The following is a 21343-nucleotide window of genomic DNA, read 5'->3' on the forward strand; positions in this document are numbered from 1 at the left end:
GTACATCTCCCCGTTGAGATCGGTGGTGTGCGGTCCGGATCGAACGCGATCATTCAGAGCCCGTAGGAACGTCCGATGACCTCGCGCTGGATCTCGCTGGTACCGGCGTAGACGGTGGACACGATCGATTCCCGCAGGTGTCGTTCCATGTCGTGCTCGGTGGTGTAACCGGCACCGCCGAGCAGCTGCATGCCCTCCACGGCGATCCGCTTGGCCGTCTCGGTCACCTTGAGCTTGACCATCGACGCCTCGCGCGGCACGCACCGCTCGGGGTCGAGGTCGAGTCGTGCCGCCGACTCGTAGACCAGCAGGCGGCAGCACTCCAGCTCGGTCGCGAGGTCGGCGATTCGGTGTCGGATCGCCTGGAAGCTGCCGATCGGGCGGCCGAACTGCTCCCGCTCGCGCACGTACTCGACGGCATCGTCGAACGAGCGCCTGGCGTGCCCGAGGAACAGCGCTCCGCACATCAGGCGGTCGGTGTTCAACGTCCGCATGATCTGGTGCCAGGCCTTGCCCTCATCGCCGATCACCCGGTCGGCGCTGACGGTGACGTCGGTGAAGTAGACGTCATTGACCTCGTCGCCACCCAGCGTCGCGATCGGGCGGATCTCGATGCCCGGCGCGTCGGCCGGGACGTCGATCATCGTGATCCCCTCGTGCTTGCCGCCCGTGCTGTCGGTCCGACACAGCACCTGGATCCGGGTGGCGATGTGGGCGCAGGAGATCCAGGTCTTCTGGCCGTTCAGGACGTAGGTGTCCCCGCGTCGTTCGGCGCGGCAGGTCATCGCGCCGGGATCGGATCCCGCGCCGGGCTCGCTGATCGCGGTGGCGATCACGTCGCCGCGGCACACCGCACCGAGGATGTCGCGCTTCTGTTCCTCGGTGCCGAAGCGTTCCACCACGGTCGCCCCGACCATGGTCACGCCGAGACCGAACAACGGTGCCTGGCCGTAGGCCATCTCCTCGATCACGTGGCAGGCGTCGGTCGCGGTCCCTCCTCCGCCGCCGTACTCCTCCGGCAACGCGCAGCCCACCCACCCCAGATCGGCGAGCTTGCGATAGAGGTCCTGGTTATGAGTGATACCCCCCGCGGTCAACGCTCGTCGTTGCTCGCGCGTCCCGCACTCCCGCTCGGCGAAATCGCGCAACGCCTGCACGAATGTGGCTCTCTCGCTCATCTCGACACCTTCGTCGTCGGTTCGCTCAGGCAAGTCGGGTAGCTCCGTTGTCCAGCACGTAGGTCGTCCCGGTGGTGAACGTGGCCTCGTCGCCGGCCAGGTGCACGGCCACCGCCGCCACCTCGTCCGGCGTCCCCCACCGCCCCTGGGCGCGTGTGAGGTAGTCCGGGCGCAGCGAGGCCAGCAGGGCATCTTCGTTCCTGCGCGCCACCTCGGTGCCGATCAGTCCCGGTGCGATCGCATTGACCCGGATGCCGTCCGCGCGCAGTTCCACCGCCGCACAGCGGGTCACGGCCTCGACCCCGGCCTTCGCTGCCGAGTACGCCCCGAGCCCCGGCATGGCGCGCCGGGCCGCGATCGACGAGAGGTTCACGATGGCGCCGCCACCACGGCGACGCAGTGCCGGAGCGGCGTATCGGATGCCGTGCAGGACCCCGCCCAGGTTCACCGCCAGGACCCGCTCCCACTCCGGCATCCGCAGCTCGGTGAGAGGCGATCCGGAGCCGACGGCTGCGTTGTTGACCAGCACGTCGAGTCCACCGAACGCGGCCTCGGCACGATCGATCGCCGCAGCGACGTCCTGCTCGGCGGAGACATCACAGCGGATCGATGCGGCAGTGTCGCCGAGCTCGTCCTGGATCGCCTCGAGGCCCCGCTCGGACGTGTCAGCCAGCACGACCTGTGCTCCCTCGAGCACGAAACGCCGACTGATGGCCGCACCCAGCCCGTGCGCGGCCCCGGTGACGATCGCGATCTTACCCGCCAAGCGCACTCAAAACCTCCAGTTTTAAACTTAACTGGTAAGTATTATTAACAGTTCCGAATCCTGGATGTCAAGCACAAGGTGCTCCCGGTTCGCCTATACGGCTGGAAAAGGCGACTCAGAATTCCGGTCCGTAGCAGGTGACGATCGCGGCGGCGCGGTCACGCAGGGAATCGCGCAACCACTGGGGGGTCAGGGCCTCCGCGTTCGTGCCGAGCTGCCACAGCGCCCACTCGGCATGTCGACGGTCCTGGAAGATCACCTCCAGCCGCAGCCGGCCGTCCGCGTCGACTCCTTCGGGGTGAACGGCCAGCGCGGTGCCCACCAGGTATTCCCGCCGCTCCGGGTCCACCCGTACGAGCACGGTGATCTGGTCGCCGCCGGTCCGGAACTGCGTGCTGCGCTCCTGCCAGGTCCGGTCCAGATCGACCCGGTCCGGTCGCTGCGCAGGTTCGGCGAGCACCTCGGCGGCCAGGATCCGGGACAGCCGGTAGGTGCGGTCGGCGCCGGACCTCGTGGCCAGCAGGTAGCCCTGGTTGTGGACGGTGACCAGGCCGATCGGGTCCACCGTGCGCCACGTCGGGGCCTGGTCCACCGTCGCGTAGTGGATGCGCAGCTTGTGTCCGGCGAACACCGCGCGCCGGACCTCGGCCACCGTGGTGTCGGGCACCTCCTCAGCGGCCGTCCGGCGCGAGAGGAGGTCGGTCTCCGGGTCGATGAGCAGTCGCCGAGCTGCGCCGGCCGCGGTGGCCCGATGGTTCTCGGGGAGCGCGTCGACGACCTTGCGCATGGCCGACGCGAGCGCCGAGCCGAGGCCGAACGCCTGCGCGCCGCGGCGCGATCCGGCGACCAGCAGGGCGAGTGCCTCGTCGTGGTTCAGCCCGGGGAGCTCGGTCCGGGAACCGGGAAGCAATGCGAAACCGCCGTGCCGGCCGCGTTCGGCGTAGACCGGGACGCCGGCGGCGGACAGCGCCTCGATGTCGCGCAGCACCGTGCGGGTGGATACCTCCAGCTCGCGGGCAAGTGCCGGCGCGGACAACCGACCGTGCTGTCGCAGCAGCAGCACCAGCGATACCAACCGGTCGGCTCGCACACGAGAAATCTAGCGGAATACCTGACACAAGATGTCGTGATTCGTTGCGAGGCTTCTCAGCATGACGAGTGGAACTGATGCGGCAGTGGATCGAACGGCCGTCAACCCGTGGCCGTGGTCGGTGGAGCTCGGGTACAACCAGGGTGAGCTCGTCTCCGGGCACACCCGGACCCTGTACTGCTCCGGACAGACCGCGATGGCCGCCGACGGCACGCCCCGGCATGCCGGTGACATGGCGGGGCAGCTGGCGCTGAGCCTCGACAACCTGGAGGCCGTGCTCGACGAGGCCGGAATGTCTCTCGCGAACCTGGTCCGGCTCAACGTCCACTCCACGGACGTCGATCGACTCTTGGAGCACTACGGCGTGCTGGCGTCGCGGTTGGGCGCCGCCCGGGTGGCACCGACCACCACGATGCTCGGGGTGACACGGCTGGCGATCCCCGACCTGATGGTCGAGCTCGAGGGGACCGCAGTTGCGTGAGGTCGCCTCGTGGCATGGTGACCACGTCGGCATTTCCCCCGGTCAGGCCTTGATCTCGTGGAAGGCGGGCACCGACATGAGTCCGGTGAGCGCGTGCCAGAGCTGTAGCGGGTCCTGTGCGTCCGGGACCTGCAGGGCTGCGTCGATGTCCCCGATCCATTCGCGCTCGGTGCCATCGGGTTCGGTCCACAGAGCGTCGTAGAACCTGCCCAGCGCGGTGTGTCCGTCCTCGGTCTGGACGGCTGCGGCAACGCGAGCGGGAATCCACAGGTAGCCGTGCGGGTCGTCCTCGGGATCGTCGTCACGGTGCTCGTTGAGCACCGACAGGCTCATCACACGCCACCGGACCTGGAGCGGCACCTCCTCGGCGATCCGAACGACCCAGCGCGCCGTGTGACGGGTGAGCGGGCACGCCGGATCGAGCCAGAAGTCCACCGTCCAGCCGGGCACGGTGTCGACGTCGAACTCGTGTCTCACGGCCCCTGCCTCCCGATTCCGCACGGTGTCGCCTGCGATGATCACAGAATGCCTCTCGCACGCGTCTGCGTCTTCGCAGGATCCGGTCCGAGGGCGGACCCGCGCTACACCGAAGCAGCCACCGAACTCGGCCGGGTCCTCGCCCGGCGCGGAATCGGTGTCGTCTACGGAGGCGGGCGGGTCGGACTGATGGGCGCCGTCGCCGACGCCGCCCTCGCAGCCGGCGGCGAGGTCATCGGGGTACTCCCGGAGTCGCTGCAGCGACGGGAGATCGGCCACACCGGACTCACCGATCTTCGGATCGTGGCCTCGATGCACGAGCGCAAGGCCGAGATGGCCGACCTCGCCGATGCGTTCATCGCGCTCCCCGGTGGCCTCGGAACGTTCGAGGAACTGCTGGAGGCGGCGACATGGACCCAGCTCGGCATCCACCGCAAACCCGTCGGTCTCCTCGATCCCGCCGGCTTCTGGAGCGACCTCGCATCGCTGCTCGACCACGCCGTCCGGGAGCGTTTCCTACGTTCCGAACATCGGGAGATCATCCTTTCGAGCTCGTCGCCGGACGATCTGCTCGATCGCCTCGACGAGTGGCGTCCGACCACAACGGACACGTGGATCGACGTGGGCGACCGGGACCCGGGCATCTCGCCGAGCGGCCCGTTCGTCGGGACGAGCGCCGTGGTGGTGCGGGACGGAGCCGTGCTCCTCGGACGCCGCCACGGCGCGCACGGCGCGGGCGAATGGTCCTTCCCTGGAGGGAAGGTCGACCCCGGGGAGCGTGCCACCCACGCCGCGGCCCGTGAACTCGCCGAGGAAACGGGGATGACCGCCACGTCGGTCGCCCCCATCACGTGGACCGACGACGTCTTCCCCGATTTCGCACTGCACTACGTGACGTTGCACCACGCGGTCGAGGCCGTCGGTGATCCGGTCGTCCGCGAGCCCGACAAGATCAGCGAGTGGAGCTGGCACCGTTGGGACTCGCTGCCGAGCCCGCTCTTCGGCCCGGTGATCGCGCTCCGGTCCACCGGCTGGCGGCCGTAGTTCTGAACGGCTGTCAGCGGCGCATCAGGACGAAGACACCCCAACCGAGGTGTGAGCGCTGGTGGAGCAGATGCTGACGGGGTGACGCGTCGAGTTCCGTTCGGAGCTCGCCGTGAAGCTCGTCGTCGGGGTTGGCGTCCAGCCACCGGCGAATCGCCAACCACTGGGACGCCGCGTAGCGATCCCAGCTGTGCTCGTCGGCCATGACCACTTCGACCAGGTCGTAGTCGAGGTCGGCGAAGTGGTCGAGCAAGCTCGGAAGCTCAGCGAAGTCGTCCAGGGTCTGTGCGTGACATGCGGCCAAGGCTTCCTCGCTCTGCGGGCGCAGCTTCCAGAAGGGTTCGCCGAGCAGCAGGAGCCCGCCGGGCCGGACGCTGCGCTGCAGTAGGGCGAGCGTTCCGGTGACGCTGTCACGCCACGTCGGGCCGCCCCCGATCCAGCTCGCCCCCATGCACGAAGCGACGTCGGCTTCCGGGTCGTGGACGAAGCCGGCGGCGTCGTCGTGCCGGAACCCGACTCGCGATTCGACACCCAGTTCGCGAGCACGGGTGTCGGCGTCGGCAATGAAGCTGCTGCTGACGTCGACCCCCAGACCCGTGTAGCCGAGGTCTCGGGCCCAGGTGCACAGCATCTCGCCCTTACCGCAGGCGAGGTCCAGGATGCGTGATCCGGCGGGAAGGCGCAGAGCACGTCCCAGGGTCGCGAGCTTGTGCTCGTCGAACGGGTTGAGGATGCGCGATCCGCCTTCGCGGATGGAGAAGCTACGGGGTAGATCCATGACTGATGTGCTGCCTCACGTCGAATGCGCAGTTCAGGGATGACGTGTGATCGGCGGAAGCCGATCGGGGCAGAACGGTCACGGTTACCAACTCCAGGGGCTGCTCGATCGATCAGGCGTGGTGACCGTAGCGGCGACGGGACCTCTGCGGCGATCTCGTTTCGGAGCTCACGTAGCTGGAGCCGGCAGCCGGGTCCAGTCGAGCGCGTCGGCATCCACATCGGTTTCGTGCAGGGTCATGGTGGAGACATCGCCCTCGTCGTCACGGCGGATGCGGTGCACCCGTCCGCCGTCCAGCCACACCTCGATCGTGCCGCGGTCGGTCCGCGCGACGAGGTGGCGTTCCGGCCCGGGGTCGTCGCCGTACCCGGGAGTACGCAGCCCGGCGACGGAGTCGAGCAGCCCCAGCGGATCGAGCTTCAGCGGCGCCGGGGACTCCAGGCGATCCTCGACCCGGCGTCCGGCACGGCCCGACCACACCCGGTGCCCGATCTGCACCATCCCCCACGCCTGGTCGTCGCCGGCCAGGACGCGGCGACCACCGAGGTCGAGCACGCCGTCGACGACCACGGTCCTGGTGAGCCGGCGGCCGATCACGCGGGCCAGGCGTCGCACGGGCCCGCGAGGCCGGGCGTGGTCGAGACGGGCCCGCGAGCCGGCGTTCTCCTGACGGAGCGTGAAGCGGGTGGGGCCGGCCGCGGCCGTCTCGGCGACCGCGGAGCTCAGGACGGACGGGGTGTCGGTCATGATCGGAAAACGTGCGCGCAGCGGCGCAGGTTCCCCGGGCTCACGCGCGTTCCACCCGGCGCTGTTCGATGCGCAGATCCGTGCCTCCACCGACCCCAGGGTGGTTCAATCGAGTTCGCGGCATCGGAGCGGTCAGCAGGGCCGGTGCGGGAAGGACTCAACCGTGCCGGCCTCGCAGGTCGACGAGAATCTGTGCACGGTCCGGACGGCGTCGAGATCGGCCTGGTGACCGCGGGTTCCGGACCGCCGCTCCTACTGGTCCACGGCGGCATGACGCGCCGCACCCGGTGAGCCCCGATCTGGGCCGGGCTCACCGCGCGTCACCGGGTGACCGCAATGGACCGGCGGGGCCGAGGCGCTAGGCCGTGTTTAAGAAGTCGCAGCGGCGAGGGTGCGTAGCCAGATGCTGATGGTGGCGACTTGGAAGGTGGCCTCGTAGCGCACGGCCAACTTGTCGTACCGGGTAGCGAGCGCACGGTGCTGTTTGAGCAGGTTGATGCCACATTCCACGGCGTGACGCTGCCGGTAGAGCTGCTCGTCGAACACTGGTGGGCGGCCACCGGCGGACCCTCGGGCCTGTCGGTGGGCCTGCTGATCAACCTTGATCGGGATCGTCGCGGCGATCTTGCGGCGGCGTAGGTAGTCACGATTCGCCTTCGACGAGTACGCCTTGTCGGCCAGGACCCGGTCCGGGCGCGTCCGCGGACGCCCCGCCCCCAGTCGGGGCACGCGCAGCGTGTCGAGAACCGGAATGAACTGCGGCGAGTCACCCCGTTGACCTGCGGTGATCAGCGCGGCCACCGGGCCGCGGCCCTGTTCACAGGCCAGATGAATCTTCGTGGTCCAGCCACCACGGGAACGGCCCAGGGCGTGATCGGCGGGTTCATCTCCGGGTGGTTCGACCTGCTCGGCGGGCTTGCGGCGGGCCCCGGCGGCGTGTTGGTGGGCGCGGTTGATCGTGGAGTCGACCGAGACGTCCCAGCGGATCAACCCAGCCGCGTCGGCCCAGGCCAGCAGCGTCGACCAGACCAGCGCCCACACTTTCTCGCGCTGCCAGCGGCGGAACAACCCGTAGATCGACTGCCAGGGTCCGTAGCGTTCGGGCACGTCACGCCAGGGCGCTCCGACTCGGGTGCGCCACCGGATCCCGTCGATCAGCTGCCGGCGACTCCACTTGCGAGGTCGTCCCCGGCCCGACGACGTAGGCAGCAGTGGCTCCAGCACCCGCCACTGCTTGCCGGTCATATCCTTACGTGCACCGCTCGATACCCTGGTCAACGAGGTCTCCGGACAGATGATCTTCTTGGTCGTTGATCACCTACCGGAGACCTCACTCATCTCCACGGACCGACACGCGAGCGCCCGCACCTCCGACTTCTTAAACACGGCCTAGTGGCGACACCGCCGAGTACACGCTCGATCGCGAGTTCGACGACGTGCATGCCGTCGCGGAGCGCCTGTCCGCATCCGCGCCGGAGGGCATCGACGTCTTCGCCCACAGCATCGGGGCGGCCTGCGCGCTGGGCGCGGCCGGCCGCGGCGCGCCGATTCGCCGTCTCGCGCTCTACGAGCCACCAGGACCGGAAACGGTGACCCGCGACTGGATCGACCGCGTATCGGACTGGATCTCCTCCGGACGACCGGAGCGCGCGATGGGAAGCTTCTTGGTCGAGATCGTCGGACTGGACGAGCCGACGGTGACCTCACTGCGGGACAGCCCGGCCGCCGAGGAAGCCGTTCCGATCGTGGAGCGCACGATGGCCCGGGAGGCCGAAGCGTTGCTCGCGCTCGACGTCGTCGGGTTGACCGCCGGCGTCACCGTCCCGGCCCTGCTGATGGTGGGCGATCGCAGCCCGAGGTGGGCGGCGACCGTCACCTCCCGCCTGCGGGAAGGCCTGCCCGGCGCCACAGTGACCGTGCTCGACGGCCACGGTCACGAAGCCGTGGATACCGCGCCGGGACTCGTCGTCGCCCGGCTGGATCGGTTCATTGCCGGGCCGAGCGGCGGTGACCGCGTTCGTCCGACCTGACCGCGGACCGCCGCACCGACAACCAGCTCGCGGCCGATACGCGCGACGAGGACGAGTGTCTGTGTCGGCGTTCAGCGGCTTCGCCTGCGGCGACGCGCGCTTCGAGCTAGCAGCCGTCGACGCCGGAAGGCGTGTTCGTGCACCGCGCCCAGTACTCCTCCTGTGCGGCAGCTTCGCCAGCGTTGATCTCCGCGTCCTGCTCCGGAGAGCAGCCGTACCCGATGCACTCGCCGTCCATCCAGGTCTGTTCCGCGAACGCCTCGTGCGCTCGTTCCTTCGCGGCGTTGATGGCAGGACAGTCCTTGTTGACGATGATCCCGTCGACGACGCGGGCGTCGGCTGTGGGCTCGCACGTGTAGCGGGGCTGTGCGGCAGCAGCGGCTTCGGCCGCGACCACATCGTCGACCGCGCCCCGGGCTGCGACGACCACCTCCGCAGCCGTGGAGCTGGCACCAGCGGGCAGCTGCAGCATCGGGACCACGACAGTTGTCGGAGCAGGCAGGGCCTGTTCGACGACGGGCGCGGACTCGGCCTGAGACGCGTAGATCGTGCCTCCTCCGGTAGCCGCCAGGACGACGACGGCAGCGCTGATGAGAACCCGGACGGTGCTGTTCATGACGTGTCCCCGAGCGTGGATGCCGGCGTGGTCACCCGGTGTTTCGTAGTCCAGAGGGAGGTGTTAGCTACCGCCGAGCGGGCTCACCAAAACTGGTGAGGCACTGCTCCTCCAAGCTGACCATGGCGTTGGAAGAACACAACGACGTCGATCATGCCCAGCACCATGGTGGACCGTCCCCGCTCTGGTTGACACCGACGTAGGGGCTGCCGCCGAGCGCAGCGGAAGGACTGTCGTGGCGGCCCGTCGCGCCCAACCTCGCCGACGTCGCCACCCTCGACTCGAACACCGTGCCACCGGTCATCGACCCTGCGCCGCGACAACGGGCAGGGCTGGCGCGATGGCTTCACCGTCCGGCCCATGCCTCGGGTCGGCGAGCCGGCGCAAGTGATTCGATGTGGTCGTAGGACATCGCTGCAGGAGCGCTACCTCCGCCGCGGTAGGCATCGGCCGCTGCCACCGCCTGAGTGATTGCGGTCCGATACAGGAGCGACCCTGTGCTGACGCGTCGGACACCGAGGTTGCGGAGGCGTTGGAAGGGAAGCTCTGCCAGGAGATTGAGCGGCGTGTCGCCGAGGGAAGCGACGAGGTTCTCGATGAGGTGTTCCTCCCGTACACCGGGGACGAATATCCCATCTGCACCGGCATCGGCGTATGCCCTTGATCTGGGAAGAGTCGACTCGGGGTCCAGCTGGAGCCAGTACGTGTCGACACGCGCGTTGACGAACAGCTCCGGAGCAGCGGCCTTGAGCGCTGAGATTCGTTCACATTGTTCGTCGACGGGCTCCAGCCGGTCACCGCGGCCGTCCTCGATGTTGATTCCCGCCACTCCCACCGAGGTCAACTCGGCTGCGAGTTCGGCCGGGTCGAGCCCGAATCCCGCCTCGACGTCCACCGTGACGGGGACCGGCAGACGAACCAGTGAACGGGCCAGCGCGAGGGTCTCGGCGTAGGTCGCGCCGGCCGCATCCGGCAGACCGTGCGACGCGGCCACGCCGAGGCTGGTGGTGCCGATAGCGAGGTATCCCTGTCGAGCAAGCGCTGCGGCCGAAGCGAAGTCCCACGCGTTGGGCAGCAGCAAAGGCTCGTCGGCGTCGTGGAGACCCGTGAAGCGACGGGCGCCGGCGAGAAGCGCTTCGGCGTGCTTCTCGCCCGGGCACGCGTGTCGGCCCGCCCCGAAGGGGGCGTTCTCGAGGCTGACGAGGATCTCTTGTCCCGATGGGGAGATACGACGTGTGGCCGGGACCGGCGGATGGTGGCCGACGATGGCCGATCGCGTCGCTGCGCACCCCTGCACGAGCAGTCCGATCAGCGCCGCCGTCTCCTCGTCCCATCGACCTCCTGCGATCTCGACGAGACGATCGACCGCCGCGTCGGCCTCTGACGTGACCGGATCGTGTGGCTGGTAGCCGGCCGAGACGATCTCGACATCGGTGGCCACGTGGCGTGGCAGACCGAGAGCTGCAGCCAGTGTGGCCACGGGATGGCCCGGTTCCCGGAGTCGTTCGAGCGGGACCGCGTTCAGGAGGCGGACCGCGATCCCTCGTCGTCGCTCGTGGTCGGGGCCCTCGGAGAAGCGGGCGCCGTGGGATCTCAGCCACGCGATGCCCCTCCGCCCAGGTAGGGCCTGTGGGACGACGAACGCTGGATCGTTCAGGATCTCCATCCCGCGAGTATCGAGCCGAGACACTTCGGCCGGCACCGAAGCGGGTCGAAGATCGGCACCGGGGCGTCGCCGATAGTCACGGTGACTCGGCGGCGTGTGCCCCGGGACGATCAGGAAGGGGGCTGAGGAACCGTGTTCCTGCTGGTGGAGACGAGGGGAATCGAACCCCTCACCCCCGCCTTGCAAATATGGAGCAGCGCGCGGGATCACCCGTAACCCAGTGGTCGTGGGCGGTCCGGACCGACTCTGGATGACCGCGCCTGACCGATGCGTGTGGCACGTACGTGGCACGACTGTCTACCTGCCAGGAGCCAACGCCGATGCGACGAGGCTCCGACCGCCGGTCTAATCGAACCTGGATGCGGCCCGGCCGCGTTAACATGACAGCAGAATCGGGAACGGCACGCGTCTGGTGGTTGGGTAGGCGCGTCTTCTTGCTGTGGCCAGGAGACGCCGATGTCCTACCGTGGATTCTTCCGCTCTACCCGCACGAGCTTCTTGCTGTTGGCGTTCATCGGGCGACTGCCCTACGCGATCGTCCCGATCGGGACGATCCTGCTGATCCAGGCGAGCTCAGGCAGCTACACCTTCGCCGGTCTCGCCGCTGGCGCGCAGAGTCTTGCGATCGCGCTCGGCGGTCTCGGCATCGGGACCGTGGCTCGCTGGATACCGCCGCGCCGGATCGGGGCGTGGGCCGCGCTGATCAACGCCACCAGCATTGCGCTGCTGCTGGTGGCCAGCCAAACCGGCGGACCAGCCACCGTCCTGGCCACCGCGGTGCTGGTCGGGTTGATGCAACCCCAGGTCGGCCCCCTCGTCCGTGTGCACTGGTCCGGGTGGCTGCGTGGCGCCGAGCCCCGGCTGTTCGGTACAGCCATGTCCTACGAGTGCGCCGTCGACGAGGCGAGTTTCGTCCTCGGACCGGCATTAGCCGGGGCGCTCTTGCTGCTCCCGACCGCGGCACTGGGGTTCCCGCAGGCCGGGCCGCTAGCAGGCGCAGCGGCGCTACTTGTGATCGCGGCAGCGCCACTGGCCCGTCGCTACACCGACCTGGTCCCCGACGAGACGGCGACGACACGCTCATCGCAGGGGCGGGCGGCTGTGTCGGTGCACTGGCCGTCGCTGCTGACCTTGACCATCGCGATGGTCGGCGTGGGCGCGGTCTTCGGTGCGGTCCAGACCGGTGCGGCCGCCTACGCCGCCGCGACCGGCACCCCGCAGCTGGCCGGCGTGTACTTCGCCGAGCTCGGAATCGGCAGCGCGGTAGCCGGAGCCGCGTGCGCATGGCTGCCGCAACGGTTCGGGCTCACGCTGCGGCGATGGGTCTTCCCCGTCGCTCTCACAGTCGGCATGGGCGTGCTGCTGTGGGGAGCAGCGCACGACCTGCTACCACTGGCCATCGCCGTCGGTGGTCTGACCGTCGGCCCGTACATGGTCACGTTGTACTCGTTGATCGAGGCCCAGACGCCGCTGTCCGCGATGGCCACCGCCATGGCGGTGCTCTGCGCCGGAGGCCCGATCGGAACCGCCGCCGGACAGTTCCTCGCCGGCCTGCTCGTCGACGCCCACGGGCCAACCACCGCGTTCGTCCTCGCCCCGGCGGCCGCCGGGGTCGGGCTCGCGGCTTCGCTGCTCAATGCCATCGTGCGCACCCGCCGCGGCGACAAAGGCGCCCCGGAGTCGACGGCACCGGCGAACACCACCCGGCCGCACCACCACCGGAGACAGCTGATGTGCGCGTTCCGGGAGTCGACGCGACACAGAAAGTGGGGAGAACGGCACGTGAGCATCCGCTGATCGTTGGCGCAGTGAGCCGGGAGGGGTGCGCCGCCACACTGCTGCCGGATGGCGGTGCGTGGCGGCGCGGCCTCTTACTTGGCCTTCGGCTGCAGTTCCGTCGTGACCGAGGAACGGCTGATGACCACGGCACCGACGACCAGCCCGGCGATGGCGAGCACCGCGGCGATCAGGAACGGGTCGCCAGCGTGCACGGCGGGGGCGAACCCGATCCCCACGTAGATCGCGACGCCGCTGGCCCCTCCGAGCTGGTCGGCTGCTCGCTGGACCCCGGAGGCGATCCCGGCGTCCTCGTCGGTCGCTCCGCTGACCGCGATGTACTGCAGCCCCACCAGACCAAAGCCCATCCCGGCGGCGATCAGCAGCATCGCAGGCAGCAGCCACGCCGCTCCGGCACCCAGAGCTGCCACGAGCGCGATCACCGTCATCGCGCCCGCAGCAGAGGCGAGGCCTGCCAGCACGCATGCGCGCGCTCCCCACCTGCCCAGCAGCCGGGGCACGAGAACCGAGGCCGCGATCAGCGCGGCAGCCAACGGCAGCATCGTGAGCCCTGCTCCCAGCGGACCGATCCCGAGACGGTCCTGCAGGTAGAACGTGAACAGCAGGAACGATGTCGACAGCGCCCCGCTGAGCAGCATCGTCGTCAGGTTCGCCCTCACGCGGGCGCGGTTGGCGAAGAAGGCCAGCGGCACCAGCGGGTTCGGAGACCGCGATTCGACCCGCACGAACCCGGCGGCGGCCAACACCGCGCCGGCCAGCGCCACCAGACTCACCCACGGGCTCGTGCCGGGTTCGCCGGCCTCGACCGCGGCGTAGGTGAACAGCAGCGGGCACGCGGTCAGCAGGAGCGCGCCCGGAAGGTCCAGCCGGGCCTGTCCACGAGAAGCGGGACGGTCGGCCTCGACGAGCACGAGCGCAGCCACGATCACGACCAGGATGAACGGCACCGAGATCAGGAAGATCCACCGCCATCCCAGGTGGGCGGTGATGATTCCCGAGAGGGCGAACCCGAGCACCAGACCACAGCTGGCGACCGCGGCCCACACGCTCAGGGCCCGCGACCGGCGTGGTCCCTCGGGGAACATCAGCACGATGGTGGCCATCGCGGCCGGCAGCGCGATGGCCTCGCCAGCCCCCTGGACGAGGCGGGCGACCACCAGGACTGCGAACGAGGGGGCCAGCCCCGCCAGCAGTGATGCTGCGCCGAACAGAGTGGTGCCGACCAGCAGCGTGCGGCGGCGGCCCAGCAGGTCACCGAGGCGGCCGCCGAGCATCAGCAGCCCGCCGCCGGTGATCGTGTAACCGACCACTACCCAGGTCAGCGAGTGGCCATCGACGCCGAGATCCGCGCCGATCGAGGGCAGCGCGATGTTGACCACGGTCACATCGACCGCGATGAAGAACTGCAGCATCGACATCGCGCACAGCACGAGCCATGCGCGCATGGGAGACGGGCTTTGCCCGCCGAAAGAAGAAGTACCTGAAAGCATCGAGTGCTCCGTCGCTCTGAAGAGTTCCTGAGCAGCACAAAGCGCCGCTCCAGACTGATCACGAAGCGGCTGGACGTTCCAGATGGGTGGTGCTGTGAGTTGAACGTCCCGCCGCTAGCGGGACGTCCTGGTCACTGCCGCGCAAGCGGCCGAGCACGACGCGGCTGACATGCTGCTCAGCCTAGCAGCGGCACACCTGCCACCCAGAGGCCCTCAGGAGCGCCAATTCCCGCGACCTCGAAGGAAACCGCGAGGGTCGATGAGCCATAGCCGCGAGCGGCCGTGGAGCACGTTGGGTGGGGAGAGATCGGCGTGGCACAACGTGTCCGGTACGCCGTCGGCGAGCTGGTCGAGTACCGCGATGGCCGCGTGGCGTACAGCCGGGGGGATCGGGGCCTCGATGTAGTGGCTGATCGTCGGCCGGTGGGTGGTGAGGCAGGCGTAGAGCCACGGGACGATGCTGGGGGCTGACGGTGGGCCGGCCTGAGTGGAGAGCGTGCGCAGCATCGTCGTCACTGCGGCGAGGTCCGATGGGCTCGGCTCTTGCTCGGCGAGCGACGCCCCGGGAGCGACAGCATCCGTCGCAGTCCACGTACTGGCCCTGGTGTGCCGTACGAGGTGCACGGGGGGTGCGAGGTCGACGCGTGCGAGCTGGTCGAGTACCGCGGCACGTTGAGCGAACGGGACGGCGGCAAGCTCGACCACCACAGCACCACGAAGTCGCAGGCCAGCGTCCGGTCCGTCGCGCTGCCCACGCTGATCGTGCCCGACCTCCGTGCCCACCTGGCCGGCTACACGGCCCCGGATCCGGACGCCTTTGTGTTCCTCGGCGAGCGGGGCGGCGTGCTGCGACGCACGAACTTCCGCAGGGCGACCACCTGGTACGCGACGGTGAAGCAGGTCGGCCTACCGGAGGGCTTCCACTTCCACGACCTGAGGCACACCGGGAACCAGCTCGCGGCCGAGGCCGGGGCGACGACGAAGGAACTCATGCGGCGGATGGGCCACAGCACGGTCCGTGCCGCGATGCGCTACCAGCACTCGACGGACCGGCGGGACCGCGACATCGCCGCTGAGATGAGCAGGAGGGCGGCCGATGTACGCGGAGAGGAAGAGAGCGGCTGACCGAACGTGTGGCACGTGTGTGGCACGAAAGCCCCGGTCCAGTGTCTGGCCGGGGCTGTTTGCGCTGGTGGAGACGAGGGGAATCGAACCCCTAACCCCCGCCTTGCAAAGGCGGTGCTCTGCCAATTGAGCTACGTCCCCGCGTGGGTCCCGCTCACGGTACCCGGGCCGACGGTTCAGCGGGTGGTGGCCTCATGCCAGAGGTCATCCGAGCCGACACCGCGCAAGCGGGACCAGCCGACGTACGCGGCGCCGGCCACGAGGGCCAGGGCGAGCAGCTTCTTCATCGACGGTCTCCTCAGGGGGACTTCGGAGGGGAGAGTGTGGGCCTAGCTGGATTTGAACCAGCGACCTCATCGTTATCAGCGATGCGCTCTAACCAACTGAGCTATAGGCCCTTGCGACATGGAGAACGGTACCGCACGGGGTCGAGCAGGTTACGAGGGGGTCCTCGACGCCCGGCCCCGTGCGGAGCGGTCCCGAGGGTCCTAGTCACGCTCTGACAGCGTGACCTCCACGCCGCCGACCAGGTCGGCGGCCACGTTGTAGACGAAGGCCACGATCGTCATGGCGACGGCGAACAGCAGGCTGTTGACCGCACCGACGACGGCGGCGAGGCCGAAGACGCGGCCGGCGCTGATGAGCGTCCCGCCCGTGGCCTGCTGGCCCGTGACGAGGTCGGCGTAGGTGCCGTTCAGCCGGTCCCACACACCCATCCCGCCGAGCACGCCGTACAGCACGCCGGCCGCGACCATCCACACCAGCCACAGCACGACCGACAGGGCCAGCGCCATCTTCAGCACCGACCACGGATCGAGACGCTTGAGCTGGAGCAGCGCCTGCCGGGGCGGGCGGTTGCGCACCGCCGCCCGTGGCGTCTCGGCGCCGGTCTCCCGCTGCTCCGGCTCGCGCACCGCGGTCGCTGTGGCACCGCCGGCGGCAGCACCCGCGCCGGGCGCGGTGAGGAACGCGGTCGGTGCCTCGCTCAACAGCGAGTCCGCCACGGTCGGTCGGTCCGCGTCGTGCGCGCCGTCCTGGGCGTCCGGTACCCGGCGCCACGGCGGTGGCGAGGCGCCTGCCGGATCCGCCACCGGCTCCTCCGCGGCGGGTTCGACCGCCCGCGGCGTGGGGCTCGGCGGAACATCCGATGCAGCCGGCGGGGGTGTCGTGTCGGTGGCCTCGTCCGCGTCGGTGGCGACGGTGCGGCCCTCGTCCCGCGACGGGGTGCGGTCGTCGGTGCTCACGAGCTGGAGCTCTCCTCGCTGGTCGTCGCTGAAGGTCCTGCTGCGGACGACCCGTGCCACGGAGGTGCCACGGGCGGCCGGTCACCTCGACCGGCCGCCCGCGACGACCTACGCCTGCTGGCCCGGGTCCTCCTCGGTCTCCTCCGCGTTGCGGGCGACCGCCAGCAGCGTGGAGCTCTCGCCCAGGTTCATCAGGCGGACTCCCTTCGTCTGCCGGCCGGCCTTCCGCACCTCGCGGGCCGAGGTCCGGATGACCCCGCCGGTGGAGGTGATCGCGTACAGCTCGTCGTCGATCCCGACGATGAGTGCACCGACCAGCGTGCCACGGCGACGGTCGTACTGGAGCGTCAACACTCCCTTCCCGCCACGACCCTGGACCGGGTAGTCCTCGATCGGGGTGCGCTTCGCGTAGCCACCGGTCGTCGCGACGAGCAGGTAGGTGTCCGGGCGGATCACGCCGAGGGCGAGGAGCTTGTCGCCGACGTTGAACCGCATCCCCAGCACGCCGGAGGTCGCACGGCCCATCGGCCGCAGCGCGTCGTCGGTGGCGGTGAACCGGATCGACTGCCCCTCGGCCGAGACGAGCAGCAGGTCGTCGTCGCCCGAGCAGAGCACGGCGCCGACCAGCTCGTCGTCGTCGCGCAGGTTGATGCCGATCAGGCCACCGGTGCGGTTGGAGTCGAAGTCGGTCAGCCGGGACTTCTTCACCAGGCCGTTCTTCGTCGCCAGGACGAGATACGGCCGCGCCTGGTAGTCCTTGATCTGCATGACCTGGGCGATCTCCTCGTCCGGCTGCAGTGCCAGGAGGTTCGCCAGGTGCTGCCCGCGCGCCGTCCGGTTCGCCTCGGGCAGCTCGTAGGCCTTGAGCCGGTAGACCCGCCCGCGGTTGGTGAAGAACAGCATCCAGTCGTGCGTGGAGCAGACGAAGAAGTGGTTGACGATGTCGTCCTGCTTCAGCTGCGCGCCCTGCACGCCCTTGCCGCCGCGCTTCTGCGCCCGGTACAGGTCGGTCTTCGTGCGCTTCGCGTAGCCGGTGCGGGTGATCGTCACGACGACGTCCTCGACCGCGATGAGATCCTCGTCGGTGACGTCACCGTCGTAGCCGACGATGCGCGTGCGCCGGTCGTCCCCGTGGGTCTCGATGATCTCGGCGAGCTCGTCACGGACGATCACCCGCTGCCGCTCGGGGCGCGCCAGGATGTCCTCGTAGTCGGCGATCTCGAGCTCGATCTCCGCGAGCTCGTCGACGATCTTCTGGCGCTCCAGGGCGGCGAGCCTGCGCAGCTGCATGTCCAGGATCGCCTGGGCCTGGATGTCGTCGACCTGGAGCAGGTCGATCAGGCCCGCCCGGGCGACGTCGACGGTCGCCGACGCCCGGATCAGCGCGATGACCTCGTCGAGGGCGTCGAGCGCCTTGACCAGGCCACGCAGGATGTGGGCCCGCTCCTCCGCCTTGCGCAGCCGGTAGCGGGTCCGCCGGACGATGACCTCGATCTGGTGCCGCACGTAGTGCCGCACCATCTGGTCGAGCCGCAGCGTGCGCGGCACACCGTCGACGATCGACAGCATGTTCGCGCCGAAGCTGTGCTGCAGCTGCGTGTGCTTGTAGAGGTTGTTCAGCACGACCTTCGCGACCGCGTCCCGCTTGAGCGTGACCACGAGCCGCATGCCGATGCGGTCCGAGGACTCGTCGACGATCTCGGAGATCCCGGCGATCTTGCCGTCGCGCACCATGGCGGCGATCGACTCGATGAGGTTGTCCGGGTTGACCATGTAGGGCAGCTCGGTGACCACCAGGGTGGTCCGGCCCTTCGTGTCCTCCTCGACCTCGACGACGGCACGCATCCGGATCGAGCCGCGCCCGGTGCGGTACGCCGACTCGATGCCGTCCCGCCCGACGATCAGCCCGTGGGTCGGGAAGTCGGGGCCCTTGATGCGCTCCATGAGCGCCTCGAGGAGCTCGTCGTCGGTCGCGTCCGGGTTCTCGAGGTACCACGTGACGCCGGCACCGACCTCGCGCAGGTTGTGCGGCGGGATGTTGGTCGCCATCCCGACCGCGATGCCGGAGCTGCCGTTGATCAGCAGGTTCGGCACCCGGGACGGCAGGACGACCGGCTCCTGGGTCTTGCCGTCGTAGTTGTCGAGGTAGTCGACCGTCTCTTCCTCGATGTCCTGCAGCATCGCCATGGCCAGCGGCGACAACCGGCACTCGGTGTACCTCATGGCGGCGGCCGGGTCGTTGCCGCGCGAGCCGAAGTTGCCCTGCCCCGAGATGAGCGGGTAGCGCATCGACCAGGGCTGGGCCAGGCGCACCAGGGCGTCGTAGATCGCCGAGTCACCGTGCGGGTGGTAGTTACCCATCACGTCACCGACGACGCGGGCGCACTTGACGAAGGAGCGCTCCGGCCGGAAGCCGTTCTCCCCCATCGAGTAGAGGACGCGGCGGTGGACCGGCTTGAGCCCGTCCTCCACCAGCGGCAGGGCGCGCCCGACGATCACGCTCATCGCGTAGTCGATGTAGGAGCGCTGCATCTCCTGCTGGATGTCGACCGGTTCGACCCGGCCACCACCCTCGCCGCCACCGGCCGCGGGAACGGCGGGATCGATCGTGTCCGTCACGAAGTCTCCTCGTGATAGTTCATACGTACGTCTTGATCAGGTGTCCGGATCAGACGTCCAGGAAGCGCACGTCCTTGGCGTTGCGGGTGATGAAGGACCGGCGGGACTCGACGTCCTCGCCCATGAGCACCGAGAAGAGCTCGTCCGCGGTGGCCGCGTCGTCCAGGCTCACCTGCAGCAGAAGCCGGTTGCCGGGGTCCATCGTGGTCTCCCACAGCTCCTTGGCGTCCATCTCGCCGAGACCCTTGTAGCGCTGCACGCCCTGGTCCTTGGGGAGCTTCTTGCCCGCGGCGCGGCCGGCCTCGATCAGGCCGTCCCGCTCCCGGTCGGAGTACGCGTACTCCGGCACGGCGCCGCGGCCGCCCCACTTGAGCTTGTAGAGCGGGGGCTGGGCCAGGAAGACGTGCCCGTTCTCGATCAGCGGGCGCATGAACCGGAAGAGCAGCGTGAGCAGCAGCGTCCGGATGTGCTGGCCGTCGACGTCGGCGTCGGCCATCAGCACCAGCTTGTGGTAGCGCAGCTTCGACAGGTCGAAGTCGTCGTGGATGCCGGTGCCCATCGCCGTGATGATCGACTGGACCTCGGTGTTCTTGAGGACCCGGTCGATCCGCGCCTTCTCGACGTTGATGATCTTGCCGCGGATCGGCAGGATCGCCTGGTGCATCGAGTCGCGGCCGGCCTTCGCCGAGCCACCGGCGGAGTCGCCCTCCACGATGTAGAGCTCGCAGCTCTCCGGGTCCCGTGACCGGCAGTCCGACAGCTTGCCGGGCAGGCCGCCGATGTCCCCGGCGCTCTTGCGCCGGACGAGCTCACGGGCGCGACGCGCGGCCATGCGGGCCTGAGCGGAGGAGACCGCCTTGTTGACGATCGTCTTGGCCTCGGTCGGGTTGCGCTCGAACCAGTCGGCCAGCCACTCGTTCGACACCCGCTGGACGAACGACTTGACCTCGGTGTTGCCCAGCTTGGTCTTGGTCTGGCCCTCGAACTGCGGCTCGGAGATCTTCACCGACACGATCGCGGCGAGCCCCTCGCGGATGTCGTCCCCGGACAGCGCCGGGTCCTTCTCCTTGATGAACTTCTTGTCGCGGGCGTACCGGTTGACCGTCGCGGTCAGGGCGTGCCGGAAGCCCTCCTCGTGGGTCCCGCCCTCGTGCGTGTTGATCGTGTTGGCGAAGGTGTAGACCGACTCGGTGTAGCCGGAGTTCCACTGCATCGCGACCTCGAGCTGGTGGCCGGGGCCCTCGCCGGTGTAGCCGACGATCTTGCGGTGGATCGGGTCCTTCGACTTGTTCAGGTGCGCGACGAAGTCCTCCAGCCCGTTCGGGTAGTGGAAGACGTACTCCTTCGGCTTCGCGACGTAGCCCTCGGCATCCGGCTCGGTGTCGTCCGCGGGGGCGGGCTCGAGCGGGTTGCCGTCCTCGTCGACCGCGTCGGACGCCGGGACGCCCAGCAGGTGCTCCGGCCTGCGCTCGTCGCGCAGGACCATGGTCAGCCCCTTGTTCAGGAACGTCTGCTCCTGGAGCCGGCGACGGATCGTCTCCAGGGTGTAGGCGGTGCTCTCGAAGATCGCCGGGTCGGCCCAGTAGGTGATCGTGGTCCCGGTGTCGGACTTCTTCGTGGTGCCGGCCTCGATCAGCTCGCCCGGCTTGGCGTACTCGTAGCGCTGCTTCCAGATCACGCCGTTCACCCGGACCTCGACCTCGAGTGCCGTCGACAGCGCGTTCACGACCGAGACACCGACGCCGTGCAGACCGCCGGAGACCGCGTAGGACTTGTCGTCGAACTTGCCACCGGCGTGCAGGCTGGTGAGGACGACCTCGATGGTCGGCTTCTTCTCCACCGGGTGCATCTCGACCGGGATGCCACGACCGTCGTCCTCCACGCGGACGCCGCCGTCGGCCTGCAGGGTCACGACGACCTTCGTGGCGTGACCGGCCATCGCCTCGTCGACCGAGTTGTCCACCACCTCCCAGATCAGGTGGTGCAGGCCCCGTTCACCGGTGGAACCGATGTACATGCCGGGCCGCTTGCGGACCGCCTCAAGCCCCTTGAGGACCGTGATGGACGACGCGCCGTAGGCGTTCTTCGCTGCCTTGTCCTGAGCCACGAGTAGCTGGTTCTCCTCGCCACGTGAACCGGCCACGGGCACCACGTCTCTGCGACGCGGACGACCATGGAACAGGTTCCACCGGACC

The 21343-nt window shown here is 69.2% G+C and carries 18 protein-coding genes, 2 tRNA genes and 2 pseudogenes; 6 read left to right on the forward strand and 16 right to left on the reverse strand.

Annotated features, from left to right (window positions below):
• Positions 1 to 53 precede the first annotated feature (53 nt).
• The 3 genes from JOF36_RS02520 to JOF36_RS02530 form a co-directional block, all read right to left on the reverse strand.
• Positions 54 to 1178: an acyl-CoA dehydrogenase family protein gene (locus JOF36_RS02520; protein ID WP_210024823.1), complete on the reverse strand. Its 1125-nt coding sequence runs from the start codon at positions 1176 to 1178 to the stop codon at positions 54 to 56.
• Between the two features lie 25 nt (positions 1179 to 1203).
• Positions 1204 to 1944 carry an SDR family NAD(P)-dependent oxidoreductase gene (locus tag JOF36_RS02525; RefSeq protein ID WP_210024824.1) on the reverse strand — a complete coding sequence of 247 codons (741 nt, stop codon included), beginning with the start codon at positions 1942 to 1944 and terminating at the stop codon, positions 1204 to 1206.
• Positions 1945 to 2059: 115 nt separating this feature from the next.
• Complete coding sequence (locus JOF36_RS02530) at positions 2060 to 3034, reverse strand: helix-turn-helix transcriptional regulator (RefSeq protein WP_210024825.1); 975 nt, start codon at positions 3032 to 3034, stop codon at positions 2060 to 2062.
• Positions 3035 to 3119: 85 nt separating this feature from the next.
• Here JOF36_RS02530 and JOF36_RS02535 point away from each other — a divergent pair, with 85 nt between their 5' ends.
• Positions 3120 to 3515 carry a RidA family protein gene (locus JOF36_RS02535; RefSeq protein WP_210024826.1) on the forward strand — a complete coding sequence of 132 codons (396 nt, stop codon included), beginning with the start codon at positions 3120 to 3122 and terminating at the stop codon, positions 3513 to 3515.
• A 42-nt stretch (positions 3516 to 3557) separates the two neighbouring features.
• On the opposite strand, the gene JOF36_RS02540 is transcribed toward JOF36_RS02535, so the two are convergent.
• Positions 3558 to 3992 carry a mycothiol-dependent nitroreductase Rv2466c family protein gene (locus tag JOF36_RS02540; RefSeq protein WP_210024827.1) on the reverse strand — a complete coding sequence of 145 codons (435 nt, stop codon included), beginning with the start codon at positions 3990 to 3992 and terminating at the stop codon, positions 3558 to 3560.
• A gap of 48 nt (positions 3993 to 4040) precedes the next feature.
• On the opposite strand from JOF36_RS02540, the pseudogene JOF36_RS38525 reads away from it, so the two are divergent.
• Positions 4041 to 4607, forward strand: a pseudogene (locus tag JOF36_RS38525) (LOG family protein); the annotation flags it as partial.
• Between the two features lie 69 nt (positions 4608 to 4676).
• Positions 4677 to 5036: a nucleotide triphosphate diphosphatase NUDT15 gene (locus tag JOF36_RS38530; protein WP_307862734.1), complete on the forward strand. Its 360-nt coding sequence runs from the start codon at positions 4677 to 4679 to the stop codon at positions 5034 to 5036.
• Positions 5037 to 5049: 13 nt separating this feature from the next.
• On the opposite strand, the gene JOF36_RS02550 is transcribed toward JOF36_RS38530, so the two are convergent.
• From JOF36_RS02550 to JOF36_RS02560, 3 genes are all read right to left on the reverse strand, one after another.
• Positions 5050 to 5814 carry an SAM-dependent methyltransferase gene (locus JOF36_RS02550; RefSeq protein WP_210024829.1) on the reverse strand — a complete coding sequence of 255 codons (765 nt, stop codon included), beginning with the start codon at positions 5812 to 5814 and terminating at the stop codon, positions 5050 to 5052.
• 168 nt (positions 5815 to 5982) lie between these two features.
• Positions 5983 to 6561 carry a hypothetical protein gene (locus JOF36_RS02555; RefSeq protein ID WP_210024830.1) on the reverse strand — a complete coding sequence of 193 codons (579 nt, stop codon included), beginning with the start codon at positions 6559 to 6561 and terminating at the stop codon, positions 5983 to 5985.
• A gap of 369 nt (positions 6562 to 6930) precedes the next feature.
• A complete protein-coding gene (locus JOF36_RS02560; protein ID WP_210024831.1) occupies positions 6931 to 7806 on the reverse strand; it encodes an IS5 family transposase in 876 nt (291 codons plus the stop codon).
• A 164-nt stretch (positions 7807 to 7970) separates the two neighbouring features.
• On the opposite strand from JOF36_RS02560, the pseudogene JOF36_RS02565 reads away from it, so the two are divergent.
• Positions 7971 to 8591, forward strand: a pseudogene (locus JOF36_RS02565) (alpha/beta fold hydrolase); the annotation flags it as partial.
• Between the two features lie 106 nt (positions 8592 to 8697).
• Here the strand turns inward: JOF36_RS02565 and JOF36_RS02570 are convergent.
• Both JOF36_RS02570 and JOF36_RS02575 read right to left on the reverse strand, forming a co-directional pair.
• A complete protein-coding gene (locus tag JOF36_RS02570; RefSeq protein ID WP_210024833.1) occupies positions 8698 to 9207 on the reverse strand; it encodes a hypothetical protein in 510 nt (169 codons plus the stop codon).
• A gap of 346 nt (positions 9208 to 9553) precedes the next feature.
• Positions 9554 to 10873 (reverse strand): isocitrate lyase/PEP mutase family protein, encoded by a 1320-nt coding sequence (locus JOF36_RS02575; RefSeq protein WP_210024834.1) that lies wholly within the window; start codon positions 10871 to 10873, stop codon positions 9554 to 9556.
• A 456-nt stretch (positions 10874 to 11329) separates the two neighbouring features.
• Here JOF36_RS02575 and JOF36_RS02580 point away from each other — a divergent pair, with 456 nt between their 5' ends.
• Complete coding sequence (locus tag JOF36_RS02580) at positions 11330 to 12670, forward strand: MFS transporter (RefSeq protein ID WP_210024835.1); 1341 nt, start codon at positions 11330 to 11332, stop codon at positions 12668 to 12670.
• A 74-nt stretch (positions 12671 to 12744) separates the two neighbouring features.
• On the opposite strand, the gene JOF36_RS02585 is transcribed toward JOF36_RS02580, so the two are convergent.
• A complete protein-coding gene (locus JOF36_RS02585) occupies positions 12745 to 14115 on the reverse strand; it encodes an MFS transporter (protein WP_245350631.1) in 1371 nt (456 codons plus the stop codon).
• 651 nt (positions 14116 to 14766) lie between these two features.
• Between JOF36_RS02585 and JOF36_RS02590 the strand changes: the two genes are divergently transcribed.
• On the forward strand, positions 14767 to 15285 hold the full coding sequence (locus tag JOF36_RS02590; RefSeq protein ID WP_307862178.1) for a tyrosine-type recombinase/integrase: 519 nt from the start codon (positions 14767 to 14769) through the stop codon (positions 15283 to 15285).
• 65 nt (positions 15286 to 15350) lie between these two features.
• Here the strand turns inward: JOF36_RS02590 and JOF36_RS02595 are convergent.
• The 6 genes from JOF36_RS02595 to gyrB all read right to left on the reverse strand — a co-directional run bounded on the left by JOF36_RS02595 (position 15351) and on the right by gyrB (position 21291).
• Positions 15351 to 15426, reverse strand: a tRNA-Ala gene (locus JOF36_RS02595).
• A gap of 35 nt (positions 15427 to 15461) precedes the next feature.
• Positions 15462 to 15572, reverse strand: a complete 111-nt coding sequence (locus JOF36_RS02600) for a DLW-39 family protein (protein WP_210024836.1) — start codon at positions 15570 to 15572, stop codon at positions 15462 to 15464.
• Between the two features lie 37 nt (positions 15573 to 15609).
• A tRNA-Ile gene (locus tag JOF36_RS02605) sits at positions 15610 to 15683 on the reverse strand.
• Positions 15684 to 15773: 90 nt separating this feature from the next.
• Positions 15774 to 16529, reverse strand: a complete 756-nt coding sequence (locus tag JOF36_RS40670; RefSeq protein ID WP_307862179.1) for a DUF3566 domain-containing protein — start codon at positions 16527 to 16529, stop codon at positions 15774 to 15776.
• A 108-nt stretch (positions 16530 to 16637) separates the two neighbouring features.
• The gene (gene gyrA / locus JOF36_RS02615) at positions 16638 to 19148 is read right to left on the reverse strand and encodes a DNA gyrase subunit A (RefSeq protein WP_210024837.1); all 2511 of its coding nucleotides are present in this window, start codon (positions 19146 to 19148) and stop codon (positions 16638 to 16640) included.
• Positions 19149 to 19197: 49 nt separating this feature from the next.
• Positions 19198 to 21291, reverse strand: coding sequence for a DNA topoisomerase (ATP-hydrolyzing) subunit B (gene gyrB, locus JOF36_RS02620; RefSeq protein ID WP_372447357.1), 2094 nt, complete (start codon positions 21289 to 21291; stop codon positions 19198 to 19200).
• Between the last annotated feature and the right edge of the window lie 52 nt (positions 21292 to 21343).

This window comes from Pseudonocardia parietis, from assembly GCF_017876315.1.
In the GTDB taxonomy this organism is placed as follows: Bacteria; Actinomycetota; Actinomycetes; order Mycobacteriales; family Pseudonocardiaceae; genus Pseudonocardia; species Pseudonocardia parietis.

Excerpts from the sequence above, each read along its gene's own strand:
- JOF36_RS02555 (WP_210024830.1), bottom strand. The coding sequence starts at position 6,561 with ATGACCGACACCCCGTCCGTCCTGAGCTCCGCGGTCGCCGAGACGGCC.
- JOF36_RS02550 (WP_210024829.1), bottom strand. The coding sequence starts at position 5,814 with ATGGATCTACCCCGTAGCTTCTCCATCCGCGAAGGCGGATCGCGCATC.
- JOF36_RS02560 (WP_210024831.1), bottom strand. The coding sequence starts at position 7,806 with ATGACCGGCAAGCAGTGGCGGGTGCTGGAGCCACTGCTGCCTACGTCG.
- JOF36_RS02600 (WP_210024836.1), bottom strand. The coding sequence starts at position 15,572 with ATGAAGAAGCTGCTCGCCCTGGCCCTCGTGGCCGGCGCCGCGTACGTC.
- JOF36_RS02585 (WP_245350631.1), bottom strand. The coding sequence starts at position 14,115 with ATGCGCGCATGGCTCGTGCTGTGCGCGATGTCGATGCTGCAGTTCTTC.
- JOF36_RS02575 (WP_210024834.1), bottom strand. The coding sequence starts at position 10,873 with ATGGAGATCCTGAACGATCCAGCGTTCGTCGTCCCACAGGCCCTACCT.
- JOF36_RS02580 (WP_210024835.1), top strand. The coding sequence starts at position 11,330 with ATGTCCTACCGTGGATTCTTCCGCTCTACCCGCACGAGCTTCTTGCTG.
- JOF36_RS02520 (WP_210024823.1), bottom strand. The coding sequence starts at position 1,178 with ATGAGCGAGAGAGCCACATTCGTGCAGGCGTTGCGCGATTTCGCCGAG.
- JOF36_RS02570 (WP_210024833.1), bottom strand. The coding sequence starts at position 9,207 with ATGAACAGCACCGTCCGGGTTCTCATCAGCGCTGCCGTCGTCGTCCTG.